The organism is Pseudoxanthomonas sp. z9, assembly GCF_006542425.1.
In the GTDB taxonomy this organism is placed as follows: domain Bacteria; phylum Pseudomonadota; class Gammaproteobacteria; order Xanthomonadales; family Xanthomonadaceae; genus Pseudoxanthomonas_A.
In genome coordinates this window covers 23,327-45,628 of the sequence record NZ_VFID01000010.1, presented here as the reverse complement: position 1 = coordinate 45,628, position 22,302 = coordinate 23,327, and the positions used below count along the sequence as shown (strand labels likewise).

The window sequence follows — 22,302 nt, the reverse complement described above, 5'->3', positions numbered from 1 at the left end:
TCATGCCGGTCTCCGGCGCATGGATGCATGCCTGTCTTATGGCGGGCGGTGCGCGGAGACCGCAAGGTCTGCCGGTCCTCGGTCCGGTCTGTCAACCGCGTACCGTCCGTCACCCTGATTGACAGCAGGGCGGCGGATTCCAGACAACCGAGGAATCCCACATGACCCGTCGCAAGTCACCGGCGCGCAGTGTCGCGCCCAAATCCCCCCGCAAACCCCGTCGCACCCCATGCGTCTGGACCATCGCGGAAGATCCGCCCGGCACGGAAACCGCACCACCCGAACCGCTGCCGCCCGCAAAGCCTCCACGCCCGCAGCGCCGTGGCTTCCGCATCCCGCACCGCTGCACGATGGGCTTCCAGTACTACGATGAACGCCACGACGAGCACGTCGTCAGCCGCCCCGTGCCCAAGCTGCGCCTGTCCGGCCGCTGGCTGGAGCAATGCGGTTTCGCGGTTGGCGACGATTTGCAGGTGACGGTCGGGCGTGGCGTGTTGCTGGTGAGTCGGCGCACGCGCGGTTGACGGTTGACGTCATGCCGGCGCGATCTCGTTGCTCGAATCCGGTATCACCACCCACAAAAACAACAGGCCCGGACATCACTGTCCGGGCCCGTTGTGGTGAGGCTGACTTACTTGCTCAGGAAGTCCAGCAGGTCCTGGTTGAGGCGATCCTTGTGGGTGTCCGCCAGGCCGTGCGGGGCGCCCTTGTAGACGATCAGCTGTGCGCCCTTGACCAGCGCGGCCGAGGCCTTGCCCGAGCTGTCGATGGGGACGATCTGGTCGTCGTCGCCGTGGATTACCAGAGTCGGCACGTCGAACTTCTTCAGGTCGGCGCGGAAGTCGGTGGCGGAGAACGCGGCGATGGAGTCGTACGTGTTCTTGTGGCCGGCCTGCAGGCCCTGGGCGACGAATGACTGGATCAGCGCGGCGTTCGGCTTCTGGCCCGGACGGTTGAAGTTGAAGAAGGGGCCGGAGGCGATGTCGGTATAGAGCTGCGCGCGGTTGTCCAGCGAACCCTTGCGCAGGCCGTCGAACACTTCGATCGGCAGGCCGCCCTGGTTGTCGGCGGTCTTGAGCATCAGCGGGGGCACGGCGCTGACCAGCACGGCCTTCTTGACCCGCGCGGTGCCGTGGCGGCCGATGTAGCGGGCCACTTCGCCGCCGCCGGTGGAGAAGCCGACCAGGGTGACGTCTTTCAGGTCCAGCGCTTCGATGACCGCGGCCAGGTCGTCGGCGTAGTGGTCCATGTCGTTGCCGTCCCACGGCTGGCTGGAGCGGCCGTGGCCGCGGCGGTCGTGGGCGACCACGCGGTAGCCCTTGGCGGCCAGGAACAGCATCTGCGATTCCCAGCTGTCCGAGTTGAGCGGCCAGCCATGGCTGAAGGTGACGACCGGGCCGTCCTTCGGGCCCCAGTCCTTGTAGTACAGCTGCACGCCGTCGCGGGTGGTGACGTAGCTGCCGCTGACGGTGGCGCCCAGGGCGGTGGGCGTCTGCGGGGATTGGGCGGCCTGGGCGGTGGCGCCGGTCTGGGCGGCAAAGGCGATCAGGGCGACGGCGACGGAGCGGGTGAGTGCGTTCATGGGTGGAATCCTTGGCTGAAGGGTGGGTGGTCGGCGGTGAGGCCGTGCCGGTTGGCGAGGTGTACTTTGCGCGCCAAGGCGATACGATTGGCTACGTATCGTCCTTTAAACTTGACCGAACGTCCTGATGTCCGACCGACTCGCCGCCCTGCTGGAGCGCTTTTCCGTCACCGCCCAGGTGTTCCAGGCCGGGGCCCTGTGCGGCGTCAACCTGCTGGAGGCCGAGGCCGGCCTGGGCCAGCTGCACCTGATCCGGCACGGCGCGGTGGAGGTTTTCCACGGCAATGCCTCGCACTGCGTGGAGGTGCCCAGCCTGCTGCTGTACCCGCGGCCGCTGTCGCACCGCTTCGTCACCGATCCGGTGCGCGGCGCGGACATGACCTGCGCCAACGTGCGTTTCGACGGTGGCGCGAGCAATCCGATTGCGGCGTCGCTGCCGGAATTCATCTGCCTGCCGCTCGACGCGATTGATGGCGCCTCGCCGGTGCTGGATCTGCTGTTCGACGAGGCGTTCGCGCAGCGGTGCGGACGCCATGCGTTGATCAACCGCCTATTCGAGGCGCTGATGGTCCTCATCCTGCGCCAGCTGATGGAACGCGGCGAAGTGCGCGGCGGCATGCTGGCCGGCATGTCGCACCCGCGCCTGCGCCACGCCCTGGTGGCCATGCACGAATCACCGGCCCGGGAATGGACGCTGGACGATCTGGCCGCGACCGCCGGCATGTCGCGCAGCGTCTTCGCCGGCGCCTTCCGCGAAACGCTGGGCATCACGCCCGGCCAGTACCTGCAAGGCTGGCGCGTCAGCCTGGCCCAACAGGCCCTGCGCCAGGACCGTCCCCTGAAAGTGGTGGCCGCCGATGTCGGCTACGGCAGCGAAGCCGCACTGTCGCGCGCGTTCAAGGCGCATGTGGGGCTGGCGCCGCGGGATTGGAAGCGTGTGCAGGCTTTGGGGTGAGACGAGTTTCCTGTTCGCCGTGTGAGTGGCGCCCATGACCTGCTTGGGAGGGGATAGCGAGATGCGAGATACGGCACGCGCCAGCAAGACTCACTGGAACAACGTGTCACCGCACGTCATCGGTGCGCTGGTGTTGGTGGGTCTGGTGCTGGCCTATGCGGGTCTGTGTCTGGTGGTCCTTCACCGGCCGGAATGGCTGCCGAGCGGCTCGATCTTCCATGCATCGCTGATCGGCCCGCCGCATCTGCTGGTATGGGGAGGAACCCATACGTTGTTCTGGGCTTCCACTCTTGCCCTGGCCGGGGCGATGGCTCTGGGTGCCTGTTTCCGGGTTCTCGTGTTGCCCAGCGCCGTCCTTTGCCTTTTCATATGGCTGGGGACCGGTTTCTTCTCCGTGGCGTTGTCGGTGTAGGCGAGGGCAGGATTTCTGTGCCCTGCGCTTTGCGGCGACGGGAACAAAGGGGAAATCGCAGGAATGGCATTCAGAAGGAGAACCATGAAATCGTTGTTCGCGCGAATCCTGACGCTTCTGGTGCCGGTGACCCCATTGGTTGCCGCGGCCGACTGGCGAGCGGATCCCGTCGAGTCGAGGGCGGGTATCCATGTAGTGTCGAATTTCGGAGAAGAAGAAGTGTTCTTCTCCACGGAGATTTCCGCACAGGCCATCCGCAGCGCGCTCCGGCTTGTGGACTGGGAAGAAGGCTTCCACGCGGTGACGGTGGTGTTGGTACCGGGCGTGTCCATGGACGTCAGCGGAAGCCTCGATCCCCAGCACGGACTGTCGGCGGCATACCAGAACCGGCATGAGCATAGGGCAGCGGTCATCCGGGAGGCGCCCGAATCGGTCGAACAGATGGAGGCCATCCTCCTCGCCTTCATCGAGCCGGGTGACGGATGGAAAGACAAGTGGACATTCGATTTCGCGGACGTGCCGATCCGGGATTGATCGCCACGGCATGGCTACGGATTGCACCCGGAGCCAATCGATCGGCCAGACCGATTTTCAAGGACATGAACATGCCGGAAGGGAATACCCTGCGCGTAGCGATGATCGCGGCGAGCCTCGCATTGGCTGGTTGCGAAAACGGCGTGCCAGCGGTATCAGCGGATGCGCCAATCCATGAAGCCAACTCCTCGGGTGATCCTGCTGCCGATCTGGTGCGCAACTTCAGGATGGGCGCCAACCTGGAAGAGATGGCGAACGAAGTAGCGGCCTCCACTCATACCTATGCCACCGTTTCACCGACGGACGTCAAGGCGCAGATAAGCCGGCTGACGCCCAAGTACCAGACCGAATGGGATGCGAACCTCGCCAAGGCCCACGCAGCACATCTCTCCCTGGAAGAGCTGCGCTCGCTGGCAGCCGAAGGCCGCAGGTCGCCCTTCTATCCGAAACTGGAGCAGCAGCGTCCGGCGATCGCAGCGGACATGAAGGCCGCTTCCGGCGCGCTGCTGCAGCGGCTTGTGACCGAGGCACTGGCGAGCGCGTCCAAGCGTTCGTGATCTTTCACGCCGGTCCAACGCGCCGGCAGTACGCTCCCCATCCCGAACCCGACCCACGAGGCCCGCCATGATCCCGCGCATCCAGCCCTGCCTGTGTTTCGACGGCAACGCCGAAGAAGCCGCCCAGTTCTACGCGGACACCTTCGCCGATAGTCGCATCGACAAGGTCAACCGCGCGCCCGGCGACTATCCCGACGGCAAGCAGGGCGGCGTGCTGACCATCGAGATGACGATTCTCGGCAAGCCCTTCCTGCTGTTGAACGGCGGGGCCTCGTTCACGTTCAGCGATGCGATGAGCTTCCAGGTTTCGACGGAGGATCAGGCGGAAACCGATCGCTACTGGAAGACCATCACCGAGGGCGGCGGCCAGGAGATCATGTGCGGCTGGTGCAAGGACCGTTTCGGCCTGTGCTGGCAGATCACCCCCCGGCGCCTGATCGAGCTGGTCAGCGGTGGCGGCGAACAGGCCGAGCGCGCGTTCAAGGCGATGATGGAGATGAAGAAGATCGACATCGCGGCGCTGGAGAAGGCGGTCGCGGGTTCGTAGTCCGACCCGTTGGCCGGACTGGCGTCGCTACCTCAATGCGCCGGCATCGCCAGTGCTATCTTTCGCCCCATGAGCACAGCCACCGACACCATCAAATTCAAGGCGAAGCTATCCCGCCCGGCGGAGCCGAAAGGTGCGGCCTGGAGCTTCCTGGTCCTGCCGGCCGAGGCCAGCGCGAAGCTGCCCACGCGCAGCCAGGTGACCGTGGACGGCATGCTCGACGGGCATGCCTTCCAGGCCACGCTGGAGCCGGATGGGCAGGGCAGCCACTGGCTCAAGGTGGAAAAGAAATTGCGCGAGGCCGCCGACGTGTCGGTGGGCGATACCGTGGCGCTGGAAATGGCGCCGGTGGCGGTGGAACCCGAACCCAAGGTGCCGCCCGACATCCGCAAGGCGCTGGCCGAGCATCCGGCCGCCAAGGCGCAATGGGCCACCCTCACCCCGGTCGCGCGCCGCGACTGGATCCAGTGGATGACCTCCGGCAAGAAAGCCGAAACCCGGGTGAAGCGCATTGCCACCGCGTGTGATCAGCTGGAGTCCGGCAAGCGCCGTGCCTGCTGTTTTGATCGGTCGGGGATTTACAGCAATGCGTTCTGTGCGCCGGAAGCGGCGGAGTAAGGTGGATTTGAAAGCAGGTGAGGCCGGGACAATCCGGATTCAGCATTCATTTCTCTCCGAGCAGGGCGTCGCCGGACATGAAGTCATACCGTGAATACAGAGGCCACATAGCTGACTTCCGGGTTTCCTATCGTTTCTTGGAGCCATCCGAAGGCGGTCTTACCAGAGCACCCAGACAACACATCCGTTGGGATTTCCTGTATGCGGAGGATGCTGACCTTGAGGAACTAAGCATGATCTGGCCGGAATTCATCGATTCCGCGGGGGCCATGTTGCCCGAGGGGGAGATCCCCATGTCGGGATTTGCCGATATGTTCGTCATCAACGCAGATCGTCGTGAATACCATCTGTCCCGTATGTCGATCGGGACAAAGGGGTACTTTATGGAGGGTCCTCATATTGTCGCGGAATGCGAAACCGTCGCCATCATCGGGTTGTCCATCAATCCAAGGCGGGGAGCGTCCTGAAGTATCGGATCTCAGGTGTGGAATTCATGTCTGACTGGTCAACGATTGCTTACAGGGACTTCTGGGACGTACCGCGCATGATAGTTGCGAGGCGTGGCGAGGAAACCTTTCTCTTCTACTCGCGATTCGATGAAGAGCTGGATGACTTCATCAGTTACTACGAGGTCTGGCGGATGCCGTGGTTGGAAGAAGGAGACCTGCGAGGTTCATGGGAAGGGCTGGAATTGTGGGCTCTGGAACGGATGCCGGATATCGGTCTGCGAGAGTTGCCGTTCCCGTTTGTTCAACGGGGTTCCGGTAGAGGGGATGGCTGATGGTTCGCAGAGATACCAAGGAGAGCGCATGAGCTGGATATGGGCCGTCCTCATCGCGGTTTGGTTGATACTCAACTTCGTTGCCTCCGCCAGGGTTCTTGGCGACGCCGACATGCCGCGTTCGCGTCGTGTAGCCCAGCTTGCGCTGGTGTGGCTGGCACCCGTATTGGGGGCGGTTCTCTGTCTTGCCTTCAGGGCTACGGTTACGCTCGGCGACAAGCCATTCATGGATCGGACCGCGTTCGCGAACAATGCGGATGCGACTGGCGGGGAGGCGCCTGGAGCTTCCGGGAGCGGCTTTGATGGATGTGCCGGGGGCGGTGGTGATGGGGGATGTTCGGGCTAGTTCGGTGTGCGCGTCGGTGTAGTTTGTGGATGTGGCTTCCTGATGTGCCTGCGTTCGGATTTTTGGCTTTTTTGATGGCGATCCGGGGCGCAGTGATTTCCGGTCGCGACTTACGTCGCTCCTACAAGGGATGGAAGGGGGGCGGTACCCGGGTGGCCGGGTACCGGTGAGGCGGGTTATTTGCGGGTGGCCAGGAGGTTGCGGATTTTGGCTTCGGTGGTGTCGTAGTCGCCTTCGCCGAAGTGCTGGTAGACGATGCGGCCGTTGGCGTCGATGAGGTACAGCGCGGGCCAGTACTGGTTGCCGTAGGCGTTCCAGGTTTCATAGTCGTTGTCCTGCGCCACCGGGTAGGTGATGCCGAAGCGTTTCACCGCCGCCTGCAGGTTGGACAGTTTCTTTTCGTAGCCGTATTCGGGCGTGTGCACGCCGACCACCACCAGGCCCTGGTCGCGGTACTTGGCATGCCAGTCCTTGATGTGCGGCATCACCCGCACGCAGTTGATGCACGAGTAGGTCCAGAACTCGACCAGCACGACCTTGCCGCGCAGGGCGGCCAAGGTCTGCGGCGGGCCGTTGAGCCAATGATCGATGCCGCGGAATTCCGGCGCGACCGGCGCGGGCGAACTGGCGGTGGGGGACACCGGATCGGCCTGCACGCTGGGAGAGCAGGAAGCGGCGAACAGGCAGGCGGCGAGCAGGGTGGAGAGGGAAGCGATCTTGTTCATGGTCAGAGTCCTTGCGAGACGGGGGGAAGCCACTGGGTGGCCCAGGCCGAGACGAACACGTCGTACTGGGTCAGTTGCAGCACGGCGACACCGACGGCCAGCGCGCCGAAACCCTGGCGCAACCGACCGGCGTGGCGTTTGAGGAACGGCAACCGGTCGTTGATCCAGTGGCCGCCGTAAGCGACGAGCAGCATCGGCACGCCGGCGCCGGCCGCGTACAGGCCGAGCAGCGCGCTGGCCTTGCCCGGCGCCTGCGAGGTCGCCGCGAGCGACAGCACCGAGGCGAGTACCGGTCCGGCGCAGGGCGTCCACGCCAGGCCGAGTGAAGCGCCTACCAGCAGCGCGCCGGGACGACCGCTGATGCGCGGACCTTGCCAGCCTGCCGGCACGAGTTGCTGGCACCATTGCTGGAACAGCATCACCAGCCGATCGAACGGCGCGGCCCAGAAGCAGGCCAGGCCGGCCAACAGCAACACGCTGATGGAGACGCTGCGGATGACGCCTTGCAGTTCGCCGGAAGAGGCGGACAGCGCGCCGAGCAGGATGCCGCCGGCGGCGAAGGTGCCGACGAAGCCGGCGATCACCCACAGCGGGCCGGCGCGATCGCCGCCGGTGCTGGTGGCCAGCACGATCGGCAGCACCGGCAGGATGCAGGGAGACAGGATGGTGGCCATGCCGGCGGCGATGGCCAGTGCGTATTCGATCATGGGAAGGGACTCGCGTGCGGGATGGAGGCCATTGCAACGCGCGCATGTCGCGGGGGTGTGTGCGGCGCCCGGCGGTTTTGTATCCGGACGTGTTCGGGACCGGACGCCGCGTGTTTCGTTACCGAACGGGATCAGACGATCCGGATCTGCACGTCGATATTGCCGCGCGTGGCCTTGGAGTACGGGCAGGTGCGGTGCGCTTCATCGACCACCGCCTGCGCCTGCGCGGGATCCACGCCAGGCAGCGAGATATTGAGACGTGCCTGCAACTGGTAGCCGTTGCCGACCTTGCCCAGATCCACCTCGGCGTCGATGGCCAGATCCGCCGGCAGGGCGATGCGCTGGGCGCGCGCGGCGATCTTCATCGCGCCTTCGAAGCAGGCCGACCAGCCGGCGGCGAACAGCTGTTCGGGATTGGTGCCGGGACGGCCGCTGCCGGGCGGCGACAGCGCGGTGTCGAGCTGGCCGTCGTCGCTGCGAGCGTGGCCTTCGCGGCCGCCGGTGACGCGGGTCTTGCCGGTGTAGAGCACGGTGTCGAGTGTGTTCATGGGAATCTCCTGTGATGGGTGGGTGTTGTGGGTGGGAGCGGGGGAGGAGCGCCGTGGACTCACGGCGCGTAGCGGGTGAACACGTAATCGCGATCGCTCACGCGGGCGGCGTGGCAGGCATGGCAGGTGCGATGCTGGGCTTCATCGACCGGACGCCCGTCGATGAAGCGCCCGTAGCCCCAGCCGCCGGTGGACGCGTAGCGCTTGGAATCCTTGACCATCACCTGCACGGTGGTGGCGGCGCCGGGAATGGAGGCCGGTTCGAAATCCGGCGATTGCTCATGCTTCCAGGCCCGCTTGACCAGCACGCTGCCGTCGGGGAAGGGGCGGATGTTGTCGCGGTAGGCGCGCATGGCGATCGGATTGCCGACAATCACGCGCAGTTCGTCCAGCGGCGCGGCTTCCTGCGCGGGCGCCACCAGCGGCCAGTCGCGGTAGCCGTCCGGCAATTGCACGCCATAGATCGGCGCGGCGGGCGAGCGGCTGCCGTCACGTGCTTCCACGATGCCGATCAGGCCGAGCGTCAGCGCGGCGGCGCCGAACACGCCGGCGGCAATCAACAAGCGTCTCATCGCGCACCTCCCTTCGCGTGGGCCAGGTGGGTGGCGTCGATGACCACCTGCACGAAGGCCTCCGGCGCTTCCTGCGGCGGGTTGTGGCCGATGCCGCCTTCGAAGGTGCGGTGCTCGTACTTGCCGGTGAATTTGCCGGCGTAGGCCTGCGGCTGCGGGTGCGGCGCGCCGTTGGCGTCGCCTTCGATGGTGATGGTCGGCACGGTGATCGCCGGGGCCTGCGCCAGCTGCTGCTCCAGTGCCGCGTACTTCGGTTCGCCCTCGGCCAGGCCCAGCCGCCAGCGGTAGTTGTGCACGACGATGGCGACGTGATCCGGATTGTCCAGCGCGGCGGCGCTGCGCACGAAGGTGGCGTCGTCGAACTTCCAGCGCGGCGAGGCCAGCTGCCAGATCTGGCGGGCGAAGTCGTGCGTGTACTGTGTGTAGCCGGCGCGGCCGCGATCGGTGGCGAAGTAGTACTGGTACCACCATTGCAATTCGGCCTGCGGCGGCAGCGGCTTGCGGCCCGCCTCCTGGCTGCTGATCAGATAGCCGCTGACCGACACCAGCGCATCGACCCGCTCCGGCCACAGCGCGGCGACGATGTCGGCCGTGCGCGCGCCCCAGTCGTAGCCGGCCAGCGTCGCATGCGGGATCTTCAGTGCGTCCATCAACGCGATGACATCGGCGGCCAGCGCCGCCGGCTCGCCGTTGCGCGGCGTGTCGGCGGAACGGAAGCGGGTGCTGCCGTAGCCGCGCAGGTGCGGAACGATCACCCGGTAGCCGCGCGCGGCGAGTTGGGGCGCGACCTCGGCATAGCTGTTGATGTCGTAGGGCCAGCCGTGCAGCAGGATCACCACCTCGCCCTTGGCCGGCCCCAGATCGGCGTAGCCGATGCTGAGATCACCGGCGTCGATCTGCTTGTCGGCGATCAGCGCGGGCGTGGCGGTGCTGGCCGGTGCTTCGACCGGCGCGGCGGCGGCGGTGCCGGAAGCGAGCAACGCGGCCAGCAGCCAGGACAACAGGGGCAGGCGGCGGAGGGAGGAAGTCGGAGCGATGGAAACGGTGTTCATGGCGATGCCTCGATGCGAAGGGAGGGGTCAGAGGGTCTTGCGCAGCGGCCGGAACGCGGCGCGCAGTTCGGCGCTGAACAGCTGCGGTTGTTCCCAGGCGGCGAAGTGCCCGCCCTTGTCGAGCGAGTTGAAGTAGTACAGCGAGGGATAGGCGCGCTCGGTCCAGCTGCGCGGCGCGCGGTAGATCTCGCCGGGGAACACCGAGACCGCCACCGGCACGGTGATGCGATCGGTCTTCTGCGCGGTGGCGCTGAAGTTGTTGTTGTTGTTTTCCCAGTAGAAGCGACCGGCCGAGGTCGCGGTGCCGGTGAGCCAGTACAGGCTGATGTCGTCGAGGATGGCGTCGCGGCCGAGCACGCGTTCGGGCTGGCCGTCGCTGTCGGTCCACTGCGCGATCTTGTCGTACATCCACGCGGCCAGGCCGACCGGCGAATCGTTCAGCGCATAGCCGATCGTCTGCGGCCGGGTGACCATCATCGCGCCGTAGGCGGCGTTGCGGCCGAAGAACGCACTCAATGCCTGGAATGCCTCGCGCTCGTCGGCGGCCAGTCCGGCCGGCGGCGCGGCGCCGGCGTTGATCGCCGCCATCAGATCGCCGGGCACGGTGGCCGGCATGGTCAGGTGGATGCCGCGCAGGCCCGGCGGCGGCTGCCGGCCCATCGCGTCGGAGATCACCGAACCGTGATCGCCGCCCTGCGAAACATAGTGGTGGTAGCCGAGGCGGCGCATCAGCTCGTCCCACGCGCGGCCGACCCGCTCCGGCCCCCAGCCGGTGGTGTCCGGACGCGAGGAGAAGCCGTAGCCGGGGATCGACGGGATGACCACGTCGAAGGCGTCTTCGGCGCGTCCGCCGTGCGCGGTGGGGTGGGTGAGCGGATCGATGGCGCCGAGGAATTCGAGGAAGGAGCCCGGCCAGCCGTGGGTCAGGATCACCGGCAGCGCATCGGCATGGCGCGAGCGCACATGGATGAAGTGGATATCCACGCCGTCGATGCGGGTGATGAACTGCGGCAGGCGGTTGATGCGCGCTTCCAGCCGCCGCCAGTCGTAGTCACCGCCCCAGTAATCGACCAGCGTGCGCAGCGTCGCCAGCGGCAGGCCCTGCGAGGTGTCAGCGACGGTTTCGCGATCCGGCCAGCGGGTGGCGCGCACGCGCCGGCGCAGATCGGCCAGGTCCTGTTCGGATACCTGCGCCCGGAACGGGCGGATGCGGTCATCGCCCAGCGACGTGGCGGCGCGCACGGCGGCCGAGGGCAGCAGGCCAAGCAGTCCCGCGCCGGCCGCGGCGGCGACGGCCGAGCCGAGCAGGCGGCGGCGTTCGAGATCGACGGGGAAGCGGGCATCGGACAGCGACATGGGAATCTCCTGAGGGGAAGGGCGTGCGGATATGGGGAAATCGGCGGGACTAGATCGAGAAGCCGCCGTCGAGGGTCAGGCTGGCGCCGGTCATGTAGCCGGCCTCGTCGCCAGCCAGATAGGCGGCGAGCGCGGCGACTTCGTCGGGGTGGCCGATCCGCTTGAGCGGATTGCGATCGGCCAGCATGTCGACGATCCCGGTGGTGATGTCGGTGTCGATCGGACCGGGCTGGATGTTGTTGATGGTGATCCGGCGCGGTGCCAGATCCAGCGCCAGTTCGCGCACCAATGTGGCCACCGCGGCCTTGCTCATCGCGTACACGCTGCTGCCGACCACGCCGCCGCGAACGGCGGTGTTGCTGCCGATGGTGATGACGTGACCGCCATCCACCATCTGCGTGGTGGCGGCCTGGATGGCCAGGAACACGCCACGGATGTTGATCGCCAGCATCTGGTCCAGCATCTCCAGCGGAAATTGATCCAGCGGACTACCGCGATAGATGCCGGCATTGATCACCGCGACCTGCAGCGGGCCGAGGCGGGCGGCGGCATCGGCCACCGCCGCGGTGACCGCATGCGGGTCCGCGCTGTCGGCCTGTATCGCGATGGCCTGGCCACCGGCGGCCCGGATGTCGGCGACCACCTCGGCCGCTTTGTCGGCGCGCGAGGCATAGGTCAGCGCCACCGCATGGCCCTCGCGTGCCAGCCGGCGGGCGATCGCGGCGCCGATGCCGCGGGAACCGCCGAATACCAGCGCGGTCCTGTTCGAAGTCGAAAGGTCTTGGCTCATGTGCGTGTCCTCGTGGGGAGCCGGCGGAGGCCCCGTCGGCGATGGGGCCATTGCACGCCTCGGGCGTATCGGCGACGTGTCCCCGCAAGCCCGCATTTGTCAGCCAAGCCGGCGAAAACCGGCGGTCGATACATTCGGATACAAAGCGGCCGGCGGCCGACACCCGGCGGATACAGCGCGGCGGTGCAATGGCGCTCCCCAACCCGAGGAGTGTTCCCATGCTGCGTTCGCTGTCGCTTTCCCTGAGCCTGTCGCTCGCGGCCCTGTCCGCCGCCCTGCCCGCCACCGCCGCGCCGCGCGCGGATGCGCAGGCGCCCACCGTCATCCTCGTCCACGGCGCCTTCGCCGATGCCTCCAGCTGGGACAAGGTGACCGAACGCCTGCGCCAGCGTGGCGTGCCGGTGGTCGCGGTGGACAATCCATTGAGTTCGCTGGGCGACGACGTGGCCGCCACCCGCAAGGCGATCGCCGCCGCGCCGGGCAAGGTGGTGCTGGTCGGCCATTCCTGGGGCGGCACGGTGATCACCGAAGCCGGCGACGATCTCAAGGTCTCCGGCCTGGTCTACGTGGCGGCGTTCGCACCGGATGCGGGCGAGACTTCCGCCCAGCAGGGCGAAGGTTTCCCGGTCGCGCCTGGCCTGCAACAGTTGCAGGAACGCGACGGCTGGCTGTCGCTCTCCCTGGCCACCCTGGCCCGCGATTTCGCCCAGGACGTGGCGCCGGAAGAATTGCGCCAGGTCGAAGCGCACCAGTTGCCGCTCAAGGCCAGCGCGCTGGGCGAGGCGGTGACGGCCGCCGCGTGGAAATCGCACCCGAGCTGGTACGTGCTCTCGCGCAACGACCGCATGCTGTCGCCGGAGTTGCAGGCCGCCACCGCGCAGCGCATCGGCGCCCATCTGCGTGCGACCGATGCCGGCCACGTGTCGCCGTTGTCGGCGCCGGACGCGGTGAGCGAGGCCATCCTCGAAGCCAGCGGCCTGCCGTCCGCGCAAGCCACCGGCGGCCACTGAACCGCATCGCATTGCCCACCGTGTGCCCGCTTTGAAGGAACGGGCACACGGTCAGGCGCTAACATTCGACATCCCCATAGAACCACCGGCCCGTGGCCGGATTTCCGGAGCAGAAGACGCATGTCATCCCACACCGATCATGTCCTGGTGGTCGACGACGACCGCGAGATCCGCCAGATGGTGGGGGACTACCTGCGCCGCAACGGCTTGCGGGTCAGCCTGGCCGCCGATGGGCGCGAGATGCGCGCCACCCTGGACACCAGCGACATCGACCTGATCGTGCTGGACGTGATGATGCCCGGCGAGGACGGCCTGTCGCTGTGCCGCAACCTGCGGGCCGGCAAGCACCGCACGGTGCCGGTGGTGCTGCTGACCGCGCGCGACGACGAGACCGACCGCATCATCGGGCTGGAGATGGGCGCTGACGACTACGTCACCAAGCCGTTCTCCTCGCGCGAGCTGCTGGCGCGCATCAACGCGGTGATCCGCCGCGCGCGGATGCTGCCGCCCAATCTTCAGGTCAGCGAGGCCAGCCGCCTGATCGGTTTCGGCCAGTGGCGACTGGACACCACCGCGCGCCACCTGCTCGACGCCGACGACACCGCCTACCCGCTCAGCGGTGCCGAGTTCCGGCTGCTGCGGGTCTTCATCGATCATCCGCAGCGCGTGCTCAGCCGCGACCAGCTGCTCAACCTCACCCAGGGCCGCGACGCGGAACTGTTCGATCGCTCCATCGATCTGCTGGTCAGTCGCCTGCGCCAACGCCTGGGCGACGGCGCGCGCGAGCAGACCTACATCAAGACCGTGCGCAACGAAGGCTATGTCTTCAGCCAGCCGGTCGTGCTGGTTGGCGAGGAATCATGAATACGCCCTCGCCATCACCCTTGCCATCGCGCGCCGGGCGCTGGCTGCCGCGCACGCTGGGCGCGCGGGTGCTGCTGATACTCGCCACCGGCCTGCTGCTGGCGCATGCGCTGTCCTTCGCCCTGCTGTTCTACGAGCGCGCCGCCGCGACGCGCTCGATGATGCTGACCAGCCTGGAGCAGGACATTCCGTTGAGCGTGGCGCTGCTGGAACGCCTGTCGCCGGCCGAACGCGCGCGCTGGGTGCCCCGGCTGGAGCGTCGCACCTACCGCTACCTGCTGCGCCCGGCGCAGCCCGGCACGCCGCTGGCCAACGATCGCGCGCGACAGGTCACCGCCGCCATCGACGATGTGCTGATGCACCGCTATGCCCTGCGCCCGCGCGCGGTGTCGAGTTCGCCCGAGCGCTACGAGGTGGAACTGACCCTGGCGGACGGGCAGCCGCTGACCATCGAAGTCACCCCGTCGCTGATGCCGATCGCACGCTGGTTGCCGTGGGTGCTGGCGGCGCAGGTGTTTCTGCTTCTGGGCTGCGCCTGGATCGCGGTGCGCCTGGCGACGCGTCCGCTGGCCCGCCTGGCCGCCGCCGCCGAGGGCATGGATCCCGCCGGACCGCCCGAACCGGTATCGCAGGAAGGTCCGGCGGAAGTGGCCAAGGCGGCGCGCGCGCTCAACGTCCTGCAATCGCGGGTGGCCGCGCACGTGTCCGAGCGCACCCAGCTCCTGGCCGCCATCTCCCACGATCTGCAGACCCCGATCACGCGCATGCGGCTGCGCCTGGAAGCGATGGACGAAAGTCCATCGCAGATCCGCCTGCTCGAGGACGTGGATCAGATCAGCCAGCTGGTGCGCGAAGGCGTCAACTACGCACGCGGCGCCAATGTCGCCACCGGGCCCGCGGTGCGGCTTGACGTGGGCGCGTTCCTGGACAGCCTGGTGGGCGACTACCAGGACATGGGCAAGCCCGTGCAACGCCTGGAAGGCGACCGCGCGTCGTTGAAAACCCACCCGCAGGTGCTGCGCCGCGTGGTGCAGAACCTGATCGACAATGCGCTGGCCTACGCCGGCGACGCGGAGACGCGGCTGCGGTTGGATGACGCGGGGCGCGTATGCATCGATGTGCTCGATCGCGGCCCCGGCATTCCGGAGGACAAGCTCGACCTCGTGCTGGAACCCTTCCAGCGACTCGAACCCTCGCGCGGCCGCGCCACCGGCGGCACCGGCCTGGGCCTGGCCATCGCCCAGCAACTCGCGCGCGCGCTGGGCGGCCAGGTGCAACTCGGAAACCGGGAAGGGGGTGGGTTACGGGCGACGGTGGTGCTGGGTGTGTCTTCGTGAGAAACACAGGCCAGCCGATGAATCAAGCCGCGACTCATCGACGGTCGAATGAACTGACTCACTGACAACATGTTCATCCCGATTGGCATCACGCCATGACGAAAATCCATCAAGAGGAAAGACGATGAAGGCACTGGTCATCCCACCCGCGGCCCAGCGTGACGAGAACTCCATACAGATGCTGAGCGCATGGATCGCGGAGAAAGGCCAGCACTGCACGATCAAGATCGGCATGTGGCAGGACAATGGCCGCGACGAAGCCTCTGCCTGGGGTGTCTTCCTTGCGGACACCATCCGGCATATCGCCAATGCCCTTCAGGAGCGGTATGGCCATGCGGCCCCAGACACCATTGCGGCGATTCTCGAATCACTGCATGACGAACTTTCGGAGCCCACTTCCCCAGCGACGGGTACCTTCAGTCCAGGCCATGGCTGAGGACATCTGTTCATAGCGTGCGGTCAGGCTGCGAGAAACGGAATCCGCCCCAATGCGGTAGGATCTCCACCCCCGCAAGCAGGTTTTCGATGCCATGAGCCATTCCGACGACAAGCCCGGCAAGGTCAGCCAGGAGCAGGCCGAGGACGCGGTCCGCGTGCTGCTGGAGTGGGCCGGCGAGGATCCGGCGCGCGAGGGCCTGCTGGACACGCCCAAGCGGGTGGCCAAGGCGTATCGCGACTGGTTCAGCGGCTACCGGATGGATCCGCGCGAGTATCTGGCGCGCACCTTCGAGGAAGTGGCCGGCTACGACGAAATGATCGTGCTGCGCGACATCGAGTTCGAGAGCCATTGCGAGCACCACATGGCGCCGATCATCGGCAAGGCCCACGTGGGCTACCTGCCCAATGGCAAGGTGGTCGGCATCAGCAAGCTGGCGCGGGTGGTGGACGTGTACGCGCGCCGCTTCCAGGTGCAGGAGAAGCTGACCGCGCAGATCGCGCAGTGCATCCAGGACGTGCTGCAACCGCGCGGCGTCGGCGTGGTGATCGACGGCGCGCACGAGTGCATGACCACGCGCGGCGTGCACAAGCGCGGCGTCAGCATGGTCACCTCCAAGATGCTGGGCGAGTTCCGCGAGGACGCGCGCACCCGCGCCGAGTTCCTGCGTTTCATCGAGACCGGCGGCCGCCGCTGAGTGCCGCGGCCAGTTGCACTCGGCTGTGTCGCGGGCTGGCCCGGACAGGTTCGCGAGGCCGGCCTGCCGCGAGACGCGCGGACATGATCCCCACGCAATGCCATCGGAGGGCTGTCGCATGATCCACCCCGTATCCATTCGTTTTCGCCTGCTGGCATGCCTGCTGCCGGTGCTGCTGGCAGCCTGCGCGTCTCCCACGTCATCCGGACCGGTGACTCCGGCGGGACCGCTGGACGTGACGACGCTGTTCGCCGACGCGCTGCATTGCCGCACCGATTTCCCGGATGGGCGTGATCCGGCATTGGCCGAACGCTTGCGCGCGTCTGGCGTCGAAATCACCGACCGCGCGCCTGGCGAGATCATCGACCTGCTGTACCGGTTCCGCGAACCGTTGAAGATCGACGGCACCGAGATTCCCGCCATCGTCGTGCGCGGCGACAGCGGCGTGGCGGTGATCGCGCAGGCACGCGGTGACATGGAGGATTTCGTCCGTCGTGTGCAGGCCACGCCGCACGCACCAGAGCGGGCGGCGATCGACGGTTTTGGCGAACTGGACGTGCAATACAGCCGTGTCATGCCGCTGCGTGCCGGCGTGGATGCGACCGCGCCGCGCCTGGTGATCGGGCGCGGCATCGAAGCTGCCGCCTACGCGTTCCGCTGGGGTTGCCGTTCCTACGACGGTTGAGCGTATTCGCCCCGGCGTGCGTGATGTTGAAATGCAGCGCATGACATGGAAGGCCGACTCGGCCGACGAGGTCAATCCCACGCGACTGCGCCACCGCGCGGAACCCGGTGCGGGCGGGGTAAGGCGCGTCACCGGTGGCGCGTGCAGGGATGCCGCGCCGCTGCGATGATGGCGCGGATGAAACCCGTTCCCGATGCCTGTCCCTGCGGCTCCGGCGCCGCCTACGCCGCCTGCTGCGGCCGTTACCATGCCGGTGAGGCCGCGCCCGATGCCGAAGCGCTGATGCGCTCGCGTTACAGCGCGTTCGTGCGCGGCGATGAAGCCTACCTGCGCGCGAGCTGGGATCCGGCGACGTGCCCGCCGGACCTCGGACTGGACGCGCCCGGCGGCGTGCGCACCCAATGGCTGGGCCTGACGGTGAAACAGCATCGCCTGACCGGCGGGAACGCCGCCGGCGAACGCACCGCCGAAGTCGAATTCGTCGCGCGCTATCGCGTGGGTGGCGGCGCGGCGGTGCGTCTGCATGAGATCAGTCGTTTCGTGCAAAGGGATGGCCGCTGGTTCTACGTGGACGGCGATCACCGCTGAGCTGGGGCGTCGGTTGCGGCACAGCGCACCGTTCAGGCATGTGGTCGCCAATCGACAACGGGCAGGGCAGAGTAGGGTTCCCCACTGGCCAGGGAGGCCCGCCAATGAAACCGCTGCTGCTGTGGGCGCTGCTGGCGCCGCAGGATCCGCCGCCGCTTCCACCCCGCGCGCCACCGGTGGGTCCGCCGCCGCAATTGATGCCCGCGCCTTCAACACCGCCCGCCCCGCCCGTGCCGGTGCGGCGGGATCCGGTATTCGATGCCTGCCTGGCGAAGATCCGGCCGTCGGCCGCCGCGCGCGGAATCACGACCGACAGCTTTGATCGGTTGACCGCCGATCTGGCGCCGGATCTGTCCGTGCTGGATCTGCTGGACGCGCAACCGGAATTCACCACGCCGTTGTGGGATTACCTGGCCGGGCTGGTCGATGACGAACGCGTGGCCGATGGGCGAACCCGGCTCGACCTGCACCGCGATCTGCTCGCCACGGTGAGCACGCAGTCGGGCGTGGATCCGGCGACGGTGGTGGCGGTGTGGGGCGTGGAAAGCGACTACGGCCGGGTGTCGGGCAAGCGCCCGTTGCGCGTTTCGCTGTCCACCTTGTCGTGCTTTGGCCGCCGACAATCATTCTTCCGTGGCGAATTCCTGTCGCTGCTCGGCCTGCTGCAATCCGGCGATCTGCGGGATCCGAACCTGACCGGTTCCTGGGCGGGGGCGTTCGGGCATACCCAGTTCATGCCCTCGACCTATGCGCGCATCGCGGTGGATCAGGATGGCGACGGCCGGCGCGATCTGGTCGACAGCATTCCCGATGCGCTGGGTTCCACCGCCGCCTATCTGCAACGCGCAGGCTGGCGCAGCGGCGAGCCATGGGGTCATGAGGTGAAGCTGCCGCCGGGTTTCGATACCTCGCTGGCGGGCCGCACGAAGCGGCGGCCGCTGTCGGACTGGCTGGCGCGAGGCGTCGCCCGCGCCGATGGCGGAGCGTTGATCACGGCGGATACGCCCGCGGCCTTGTTGCTGCCGACTGGCGTGCAGGGGCCGGCTTTCCTGGTGTTCCGCAACTACGACGCGATCTACGCCTACAACGCCGCCGAAAGCTATGCGCTGGCGATCGCGCTGCTGTCCGACCGCCTGCGCGGTGGCGCCGGCCTGCTCACCCCGTGGCCTACCGACGACCCGGGCCTGTCGCGCGCGCAACTCCGGCAGTTGCAGACGCTGCTGCTGGTGCGGGGCCACGCGATCGGCGCGGCCGATGGCATGATCGGCGCCAGCACCCGCCGCGCCATCCAGGCCGAACAGCAGGCCCTCGGTCTGCTGCCCGCCGATGGCCGCGCCGGGCAGAAAATCCTGACCGCCCTCGAACGCGCCGGCCCGCCGGTCGCACCGCCTCAGAGTCCACCATGAGCTCGACGCCCGCTTCCATCCATTCCGGCGACTTCAACGGCATTCCCGCCTGGCGGATCGACACGCCCGCTGCGCGCGCGGCGGTCAGCGTCCATGGCGGGCAGTTGCTGGCCTGGCAGCCGGCGGGTTTCGACGAGGTGCTGTGGTGTTCGCCGACCACGCGCCGGCCTCCGCAGGCGATTCGCGGCGGCGTGCCGGTGTGCTGGCCTTACTTCGGCCGCGACGGGCAACCCGTCGACGCGCCGCAGCATGGCCATGCGCGCATCTCGGCCTGGCAGTTCGTCGACGCGGTGGAAGAGGACGACGCGGTGGTGCTGGATCTGGCGCTTCCGCCGGATCCGCGCACGCCCCTGCGCCTGCGCCAGCGGCTGCGCATCGGCGCGGTGCTGGAGCAGACGCTCATCACCCGCCATGCCGGCGATGCGGATATCGTCTTCACCCAGGCGCTGCACAGCTACTTCGCGGTGGGCGACCTGCGGCAGGTGTCCGTTTCCGGCGTGGACGGCCTGCGCTATGCCGACAAGTTCGACGGCAATGAGTACGAGCAGGCCGGTGACTGGCGCCTGGACGAGCCACGCGACCCCGGCCGCAGCGACCGCATCTACGCCGATGCCGGCGCGCGCTTCACCCTGACCGACCCGGTTCGCCGACGCCGCATCGCGCTGGAAACCCGGGGCAGCCGGTCGCTGGTGATCTGGAATCCGGGCGAGGCCGGGGCCGCCGCCATCTCCGACCTGCCGGCGCGGGGCTGGCGGGAATTCCTGTGCGTGGAAACCGCCAACGCCGGCACCGACATCGTCCGGCTGTCGCCGGGCGCGGAACATCGACTGGGGCAGCGCCTGTCCGTCTCAACCTTGTAGACGGGAGATCCACTACACTGCGGCACCTTTTTTCCGCCGTGCGTATCCCGTGACCGAAGCCCCGCCTGTCAGCGGCCGCCGCGCCGCGCTGATCTTCATCTTCGTCACCGTCCTGATCGACATCCTGTCGTTCGGCGTGATCATTCCCGTGCTGCCCGGCCTGGTGCGCGAGTTCGTCGGTGGCGATTTCGCCAAGGCGGCCTGGTGGGTCGGCATCTTCGGCACCCTGTTCGCGATCATCCAGTTCGTGTCCTCGCCGATCCAGGGCGCGCTGTCGGATCGTTTCGGCCGCCGCCCGGTGATCCTGCTGTCCTGCCTCGGGCTGGGCGCGGACTTCCTGCTGATGGCGCTGGCGCAGTCGCTGCCGTGGCTGCTGATCGCGCGCATCTTCTCGGGCGTGTTCTCGGCCAGCTTCACCACCGCCAACGCCTACATCGCCGACATCACTCCGCCGGAGAAGCGCGCCCAGGCGTTCGGCATGATCGGGGCGGCGTTCGGCGTGGGCTTCATCATTGGTCCCATCATCGGTGGCCAGCTGGGGGCGATCGACCTGCGCCTGCCGTTCTGGTTCTCGGCCGGGCTGGCGCTGCTGAATTTCCTGTACGGCTGGTTCGTGCTGCCGGAGTCGTTGCCGAAGGAAAGGCGCACGCCCCGGTTCGACTGGTCGCACGCCAATCCGATCGGTTCGCTGGTGCTGCTGAAGCGCTACCCGCAGGTGTTCGGCCTGGCCGCGGTGGTGCTGATCGCCAACCTCGCCCACTACGTGTACCCGAGCATCTTCGTGCTGTTCGCCGAGTACCAGTACAAGTGGAATGAAAGGCAGGTGGCCTGGGTGCTGGCGATCGTCGGCGTGTTCAGCGTGATCGTGCAGGCGGGGCTGGTCGGGCGGATCGTGCCGAAGCTGGGCGAGCGCCGCACGCTGCTGTTCGGCCTGGCCTGCGGCGTGGCCGGTTTCTTCATCTATGGGCTGGCCGAAGCGGGCTGGATGTTCCTGGTCGGCCTGCCGATCAGCGCGCTGTGGGGATTGGCGGGACCGGCAACCCAGGCGCTGATCACGCGCCAGGTCGGGCCGGAAGTGCAGGGCCGCATCCAGGGCGCGCTGATGAGCCTGGTCAGCCTGGCCGGCATCGCGGGCCCGATGATGTACGCCAGCACCTTCGCCCTGTTCATCGGCAAGAACGCGCCGGCACACCTGCCGGGCGCGCCATGGATGCTGGCGTCGCTGCTGCTGTTCATCGGCCTGCTGGTGGGATGGCGCTTCGCCCGGCCGGCGCCGGTGGCGCACGCCTGATCATCCGGGCCGGCCGGGGACTCAACCTCCGGCACTGTTCGCCGTGCGCGGGATGGAGGATGCTCGCGCCGGAGACATACGACGAGGTGATCCCATGCGCGGAACGATGTTGCTTGCCCTTGCAGTGGTGCTGGCCGGTTGCGCCAGCCAGCCCGAGTACTACGACACCAATGCGGCAGTGGACATGAATCCGCTGTGTGCCGGCCGTCCGGACAATCCGAATGATCCGGTGTCGAAGGATTGCGAGCGCACCAGCGGCGTGCGCTGGTCGCAGGACGAGAAGAGCAGCCAGCCGCTGGATCTGAGCGGGGCGAAGAAGAAGGACGACTGAGGCGGCACTAGCCCGGCGAGCACGTTCCGCGCCGGGAGGCGACCTGCCGGCGCACGGGCCGGAGGCCGCCTCCCTTCACCGCCGATCACGCCCCGGACGGGAGAGAGCGTTCATTCGTCCGCGGCGGATGCCGGCGGTGCCGCGTCAATCGTTTTCGACGTGGACGATCGCACCGCTGGTGGCGTCCAGATGGATCTCCACGTCGTTGCCGTCGGCGCGCTCGGCCTCGGCCTTCCACATGCCGTCGTCGAAGTCGACGTCATGCACCTTGGAGTAGCCGGCGGCGGCCAGTTTCGCCTTGATGTCGTTCTCGCTGAAGTTGGACACCAGCGCCTCGGCCTTGATGTCGCCATTGGCCGGATTCACGCGCACGTCGACGCGGTTGCCGTCCGCACTGGTGGCGTCGGTCTCCCACATGCCGTCCTCGAAATCGAGATCGTCCATGCGGGTATAGCCTTTCTCGGTCAGCAGCGCCCGTACCTGCGGTTCGGTCATCGCGGCCTTGGCGGGATCCTGCGCCGGCTGGGTTTGCGCCAGCGCCAGCAGCGGCGTGGCGGCCAGCGCCAGCGACAACAACCAGAGCTTGCGGGAAGGGCGGATGAAGGAAAGCGTCTGCATGGTTCGCTCCTGTCGGGAGGGAACCCCATCCTGCCGCCGCCGACTTCACCGGCGGATGAACCCGCTGGAAAGGCGGCGTGAACCGTTCGGCGAAATG

General features: G+C 67.5%; 29 protein-coding genes. 20 read left to right on the top strand and 9 right to left on the bottom strand.

From position 1 onward, the window contains the following. Nucleotides 1–161: 161 nt before the first annotated feature. Entirely contained in the window at nucleotides 162–524 is a 363-nt protein-coding gene (locus FG323_RS19865) for a SymE family type I addiction module toxin (protein WP_255470162.1), read from the top strand. Between the two features lie 107 nt (nucleotides 525–631). Here FG323_RS19865 and FG323_RS11750 read toward each other — a convergent pair whose 3' ends face one another. Next, nucleotides 632–1,582 (bottom strand): alpha/beta hydrolase, encoded by a 951-nt coding sequence (locus FG323_RS11750; protein ID WP_141454870.1) that lies wholly within the window; start codon nucleotides 1,580–1,582, stop codon nucleotides 632–634. A 127-nt stretch (nucleotides 1,583–1,709) separates the two neighbouring features. On the opposite strand from FG323_RS11750, the gene FG323_RS11745 reads away from it, so the two are divergent. The 8 genes from FG323_RS11745 (at nucleotide 1,710) to FG323_RS11710 (ending at nucleotide 5,986) form a co-directional block, all read left to right on the top strand. After that, nucleotides 1,710–2,537: an AraC family transcriptional regulator gene (locus tag FG323_RS11745; RefSeq protein ID WP_141454869.1), complete on the top strand. Its 828-nt coding sequence runs from the start codon at nucleotides 1,710–1,712 to the stop codon at nucleotides 2,535–2,537. A gap of 61 nt (nucleotides 2,538–2,598) precedes the next feature. Further along, nucleotides 2,599–2,949 carry a hypothetical protein gene (locus tag FG323_RS11740; RefSeq protein ID WP_141454868.1) on the top strand — a complete coding sequence of 117 codons (351 nt, stop codon included), beginning with the start codon at nucleotides 2,599–2,601 and terminating at the stop codon, nucleotides 2,947–2,949. An 84-nt stretch (nucleotides 2,950–3,033) separates the two neighbouring features. Beyond that, the gene (locus FG323_RS11735; RefSeq protein WP_141454867.1) at nucleotides 3,034–3,483 is read left to right on the top strand and encodes a hypothetical protein; all 450 of its coding nucleotides are present in this window, start codon (nucleotides 3,034–3,036) and stop codon (nucleotides 3,481–3,483) included. Further along, nucleotides 3,444–4,040, top strand: a complete 597-nt coding sequence (locus FG323_RS11730) for a hypothetical protein (RefSeq protein ID WP_181444197.1) — start codon at nucleotides 3,444–3,446, stop codon at nucleotides 4,038–4,040. The genes FG323_RS11735 and FG323_RS11730 overlap by 40 nt, the downstream gene beginning before the upstream one ends. A 67-nt stretch (nucleotides 4,041–4,107) precedes the next feature. Then, entirely contained in the window at nucleotides 4,108–4,587 is a 480-nt protein-coding gene (locus tag FG323_RS11725) for a VOC family protein (RefSeq protein ID WP_141454865.1), read from the top strand. A 69-nt stretch (nucleotides 4,588–4,656) separates the two neighbouring features. After that, nucleotides 4,657–5,205, top strand: a complete 549-nt coding sequence (locus FG323_RS11720) for a YdeI/OmpD-associated family protein (protein ID WP_141454864.1) — start codon at nucleotides 4,657–4,659, stop codon at nucleotides 5,203–5,205. Between the two features lie 233 nt (nucleotides 5,206–5,438). Next, nucleotides 5,439–5,672 (top strand): hypothetical protein, encoded by a 234-nt coding sequence (locus FG323_RS11715; RefSeq protein ID WP_141454863.1) that lies wholly within the window; start codon nucleotides 5,439–5,441, stop codon nucleotides 5,670–5,672. A gap of 26 nt (nucleotides 5,673–5,698) precedes the next feature. Beyond that, nucleotides 5,699–5,986, top strand: a complete 288-nt coding sequence (locus tag FG323_RS11710; RefSeq protein WP_141454862.1) for a hypothetical protein — start codon at nucleotides 5,699–5,701, stop codon at nucleotides 5,984–5,986. 522 nt (nucleotides 5,987–6,508) lie between these two features. Here the strand turns inward: FG323_RS11710 and FG323_RS11705 are convergent. The 7 genes from FG323_RS11705 to FG323_RS11675 form a co-directional block, all read right to left on the bottom strand. Continuing rightward, on the bottom strand, nucleotides 6,509–7,057 hold the full coding sequence (locus FG323_RS11705; protein ID WP_141454861.1) for a thioredoxin family protein: 549 nt from the start codon (nucleotides 7,055–7,057) through the stop codon (nucleotides 6,509–6,511). A gap of 2 nt (nucleotides 7,058–7,059) precedes the next feature. Beyond that, nucleotides 7,060–7,764, bottom strand: a complete 705-nt coding sequence (locus FG323_RS11700; protein WP_141454860.1) for a cytochrome c biogenesis CcdA family protein — start codon at nucleotides 7,762–7,764, stop codon at nucleotides 7,060–7,062. 131 nt (nucleotides 7,765–7,895) lie between these two features. Further along, entirely contained in the window at nucleotides 7,896–8,312 is a 417-nt protein-coding gene (locus FG323_RS11695) for an organic hydroperoxide resistance protein (protein WP_141454859.1), read from the bottom strand. A gap of 59 nt (nucleotides 8,313–8,371) precedes the next feature. After that, a complete protein-coding gene (locus tag FG323_RS11690) occupies nucleotides 8,372–8,884 on the bottom strand; it encodes a cytochrome P460 family protein (protein ID WP_141454858.1) in 513 nt (170 codons plus the stop codon). Then, the gene (locus FG323_RS11685; RefSeq protein ID WP_141454857.1) at nucleotides 8,881–9,936 is read right to left on the bottom strand and encodes an alpha/beta hydrolase; all 1,056 of its coding nucleotides are present in this window, start codon (nucleotides 9,934–9,936) and stop codon (nucleotides 8,881–8,883) included. The genes FG323_RS11690 and FG323_RS11685 overlap by 4 nt, the downstream gene beginning before the upstream one ends. Nucleotides 9,937–9,963: 27 nt before the next feature. After that, nucleotides 9,964–11,292 carry an epoxide hydrolase gene (locus FG323_RS11680; protein WP_141454856.1) on the bottom strand — a complete coding sequence of 443 codons (1,329 nt, stop codon included), beginning with the start codon at nucleotides 11,290–11,292 and terminating at the stop codon, nucleotides 9,964–9,966. Between the two features lie 49 nt (nucleotides 11,293–11,341). After that, nucleotides 11,342–12,082 (bottom strand): SDR family oxidoreductase, encoded by a 741-nt coding sequence (locus FG323_RS11675; protein ID WP_181444196.1) that lies wholly within the window; start codon nucleotides 12,080–12,082, stop codon nucleotides 11,342–11,344. 218 nt (nucleotides 12,083–12,300) lie between these two features. Here FG323_RS11675 and FG323_RS11670 point away from each other — a divergent pair, with 218 nt between their 5' ends. From FG323_RS11670 to FG323_RS11620, 11 genes are all read left to right on the top strand, one after another. Then, nucleotides 12,301–13,092: an alpha/beta hydrolase gene (locus tag FG323_RS11670; protein WP_141454855.1), complete on the top strand. Its 792-nt coding sequence runs from the start codon at nucleotides 12,301–12,303 to the stop codon at nucleotides 13,090–13,092. A gap of 120 nt (nucleotides 13,093–13,212) precedes the next feature. Further along, entirely contained in the window at nucleotides 13,213–13,956 is a 744-nt protein-coding gene (locus FG323_RS11665) for a response regulator (protein ID WP_141454854.1), read from the top strand. Further along, nucleotides 13,953–15,293, top strand: coding sequence for a HAMP domain-containing sensor histidine kinase (locus FG323_RS11660; protein ID WP_141454853.1), 1,341 nt, complete (start codon nucleotides 13,953–13,955; stop codon nucleotides 15,291–15,293). Before FG323_RS11665 ends, FG323_RS11660 begins: the two co-directional genes overlap by 4 nt. 124 nt (nucleotides 15,294–15,417) lie before the next feature. Next, a complete protein-coding gene (locus tag FG323_RS11655) occupies nucleotides 15,418–15,729 on the top strand; it encodes a DUF5076 domain-containing protein (protein WP_141454852.1) in 312 nt (103 codons plus the stop codon). Nucleotides 15,730–15,823: 94 nt separating this feature from the next. Further along, nucleotides 15,824–16,426, top strand: coding sequence for a GTP cyclohydrolase I FolE (gene folE / locus FG323_RS11650; protein WP_141454851.1), 603 nt, complete (start codon nucleotides 15,824–15,826; stop codon nucleotides 16,424–16,426). 118 nt (nucleotides 16,427–16,544) lie between these two features. Next, nucleotides 16,545–17,111: a hypothetical protein gene (locus FG323_RS11645; RefSeq protein ID WP_141454850.1), complete on the top strand. Its 567-nt coding sequence runs from the start codon at nucleotides 16,545–16,547 to the stop codon at nucleotides 17,109–17,111. A gap of 168 nt (nucleotides 17,112–17,279) precedes the next feature. Further along, the gene (locus FG323_RS11640) at nucleotides 17,280–17,699 is read left to right on the top strand and encodes a YchJ family metal-binding protein (protein WP_141454849.1); all 420 of its coding nucleotides are present in this window, start codon (nucleotides 17,280–17,282) and stop codon (nucleotides 17,697–17,699) included. Nucleotides 17,700–17,896: 197 nt separating this feature from the next. Then, a complete protein-coding gene (locus FG323_RS11635; protein ID WP_141454951.1) occupies nucleotides 17,897–19,105 on the top strand; it encodes a lytic murein transglycosylase in 1,209 nt (402 codons plus the stop codon). Continuing rightward, nucleotides 19,102–19,965 (top strand): D-hexose-6-phosphate mutarotase, encoded by an 864-nt coding sequence (locus tag FG323_RS11630; RefSeq protein ID WP_141454848.1) that lies wholly within the window; start codon nucleotides 19,102–19,104, stop codon nucleotides 19,963–19,965. The genes FG323_RS11635 and FG323_RS11630 overlap by 4 nt, the downstream gene beginning before the upstream one ends. 49 nt (nucleotides 19,966–20,014) lie before the next feature. Next, on the top strand, nucleotides 20,015–21,256 hold the full coding sequence (locus FG323_RS11625; RefSeq protein ID WP_141454847.1) for a TCR/Tet family MFS transporter: 1,242 nt from the start codon (nucleotides 20,015–20,017) through the stop codon (nucleotides 21,254–21,256). Nucleotides 21,257–21,350: 94 nt separating this feature from the next. Next, entirely contained in the window at nucleotides 21,351–21,587 is a 237-nt protein-coding gene (locus FG323_RS11620; protein ID WP_141454846.1) for a hypothetical protein, read from the top strand. 144 nt (nucleotides 21,588–21,731) lie between these two features. On the opposite strand, the gene FG323_RS11615 is transcribed toward FG323_RS11620, so the two are convergent. Next, nucleotides 21,732–22,205 (bottom strand): PepSY domain-containing protein, encoded by a 474-nt coding sequence (locus FG323_RS11615; protein ID WP_141454845.1) that lies wholly within the window; start codon nucleotides 22,203–22,205, stop codon nucleotides 21,732–21,734. Nucleotides 22,206–22,302: the final 97 nt, after the last annotated feature.

Excerpts from the sequence above, each read along its gene's own strand:
- FG323_RS19865 (WP_255470162.1), top strand. The coding sequence starts at position 162 with ATGACCCGTCGCAAGTCACCGGCGCGCAGTGTCGCGCCCAAATCCCCC.
- FG323_RS11750 (WP_141454870.1), bottom strand. The coding sequence starts at position 1,582 with ATGAACGCACTCACCCGCTCCGTCGCCGTCGCCCTGATCGCCTTTGCC.
- FG323_RS11745 (WP_141454869.1), top strand. The coding sequence starts at position 1,710 with ATGTCCGACCGACTCGCCGCCCTGCTGGAGCGCTTTTCCGTCACCGCC.
- FG323_RS11740 (WP_141454868.1), top strand. The coding sequence starts at position 2,599 with ATGCGAGATACGGCACGCGCCAGCAAGACTCACTGGAACAACGTGTCA.
- FG323_RS11735 (WP_141454867.1), top strand. The coding sequence starts at position 3,034 with ATGAAATCGTTGTTCGCGCGAATCCTGACGCTTCTGGTGCCGGTGACC.
- FG323_RS11725 (WP_141454865.1), top strand. The coding sequence starts at position 4,108 with ATGATCCCGCGCATCCAGCCCTGCCTGTGTTTCGACGGCAACGCCGAA.
- FG323_RS11720 (WP_141454864.1), top strand. The coding sequence starts at position 4,657 with ATGAGCACAGCCACCGACACCATCAAATTCAAGGCGAAGCTATCCCGC.
- FG323_RS11715 (WP_141454863.1), top strand. The coding sequence starts at position 5,439 with ATGATCTGGCCGGAATTCATCGATTCCGCGGGGGCCATGTTGCCCGAG.
- FG323_RS11710 (WP_141454862.1), top strand. The coding sequence starts at position 5,699 with ATGTCTGACTGGTCAACGATTGCTTACAGGGACTTCTGGGACGTACCG.
- FG323_RS11705 (WP_141454861.1), bottom strand. The coding sequence starts at position 7,057 with ATGAACAAGATCGCTTCCCTCTCCACCCTGCTCGCCGCCTGCCTGTTC.
- FG323_RS11700 (WP_141454860.1), bottom strand. The coding sequence starts at position 7,764 with ATGATCGAATACGCACTGGCCATCGCCGCCGGCATGGCCACCATCCTG.
- FG323_RS11695 (WP_141454859.1), bottom strand. The coding sequence starts at position 8,312 with ATGAACACACTCGACACCGTGCTCTACACCGGCAAGACCCGCGTCACC.
- FG323_RS11690 (WP_141454858.1), bottom strand. The coding sequence starts at position 8,884 with ATGAGACGCTTGTTGATTGCCGCCGGCGTGTTCGGCGCCGCCGCGCTG.
- FG323_RS11685 (WP_141454857.1), bottom strand. The coding sequence starts at position 9,936 with ATGAACACCGTTTCCATCGCTCCGACTTCCTCCCTCCGCCGCCTGCCC.
- FG323_RS11680 (WP_141454856.1), bottom strand. The coding sequence starts at position 11,292 with ATGTCGCTGTCCGATGCCCGCTTCCCCGTCGATCTCGAACGCCGCCGC.
- FG323_RS11675 (WP_181444196.1), bottom strand. The coding sequence starts at position 12,082 with ATGAGCCAAGACCTTTCGACTTCGAACAGGACCGCGCTGGTATTCGGC.
- FG323_RS11670 (WP_141454855.1), top strand. The coding sequence starts at position 12,301 with ATGCTGCGTTCGCTGTCGCTTTCCCTGAGCCTGTCGCTCGCGGCCCTG.
- FG323_RS11665 (WP_141454854.1), top strand. The coding sequence starts at position 13,213 with ATGTCATCCCACACCGATCATGTCCTGGTGGTCGACGACGACCGCGAG.
- FG323_RS11660 (WP_141454853.1), top strand. The coding sequence starts at position 13,953 with ATGAATACGCCCTCGCCATCACCCTTGCCATCGCGCGCCGGGCGCTGG.
- FG323_RS11655 (WP_141454852.1), top strand. The coding sequence starts at position 15,418 with ATGAAGGCACTGGTCATCCCACCCGCGGCCCAGCGTGACGAGAACTCC.
- folE (WP_141454851.1), top strand. The coding sequence starts at position 15,824 with ATGAGCCATTCCGACGACAAGCCCGGCAAGGTCAGCCAGGAGCAGGCC.
- FG323_RS11645 (WP_141454850.1), top strand. The coding sequence starts at position 16,545 with ATGATCCACCCCGTATCCATTCGTTTTCGCCTGCTGGCATGCCTGCTG.
- FG323_RS11640 (WP_141454849.1), top strand. The coding sequence starts at position 17,280 with ATGGCGCGGATGAAACCCGTTCCCGATGCCTGTCCCTGCGGCTCCGGC.
- FG323_RS11635 (WP_141454951.1), top strand. The coding sequence starts at position 17,897 with ATGCCCGCGCCTTCAACACCGCCCGCCCCGCCCGTGCCGGTGCGGCGG.
- FG323_RS11630 (WP_141454848.1), top strand. The coding sequence starts at position 19,102 with ATGAGCTCGACGCCCGCTTCCATCCATTCCGGCGACTTCAACGGCATT.
- FG323_RS11620 (WP_141454846.1), top strand. The coding sequence starts at position 21,351 with ATGCGCGGAACGATGTTGCTTGCCCTTGCAGTGGTGCTGGCCGGTTGC.
- FG323_RS11615 (WP_141454845.1), bottom strand. The coding sequence starts at position 22,205 with ATGCAGACGCTTTCCTTCATCCGCCCTTCCCGCAAGCTCTGGTTGTTG.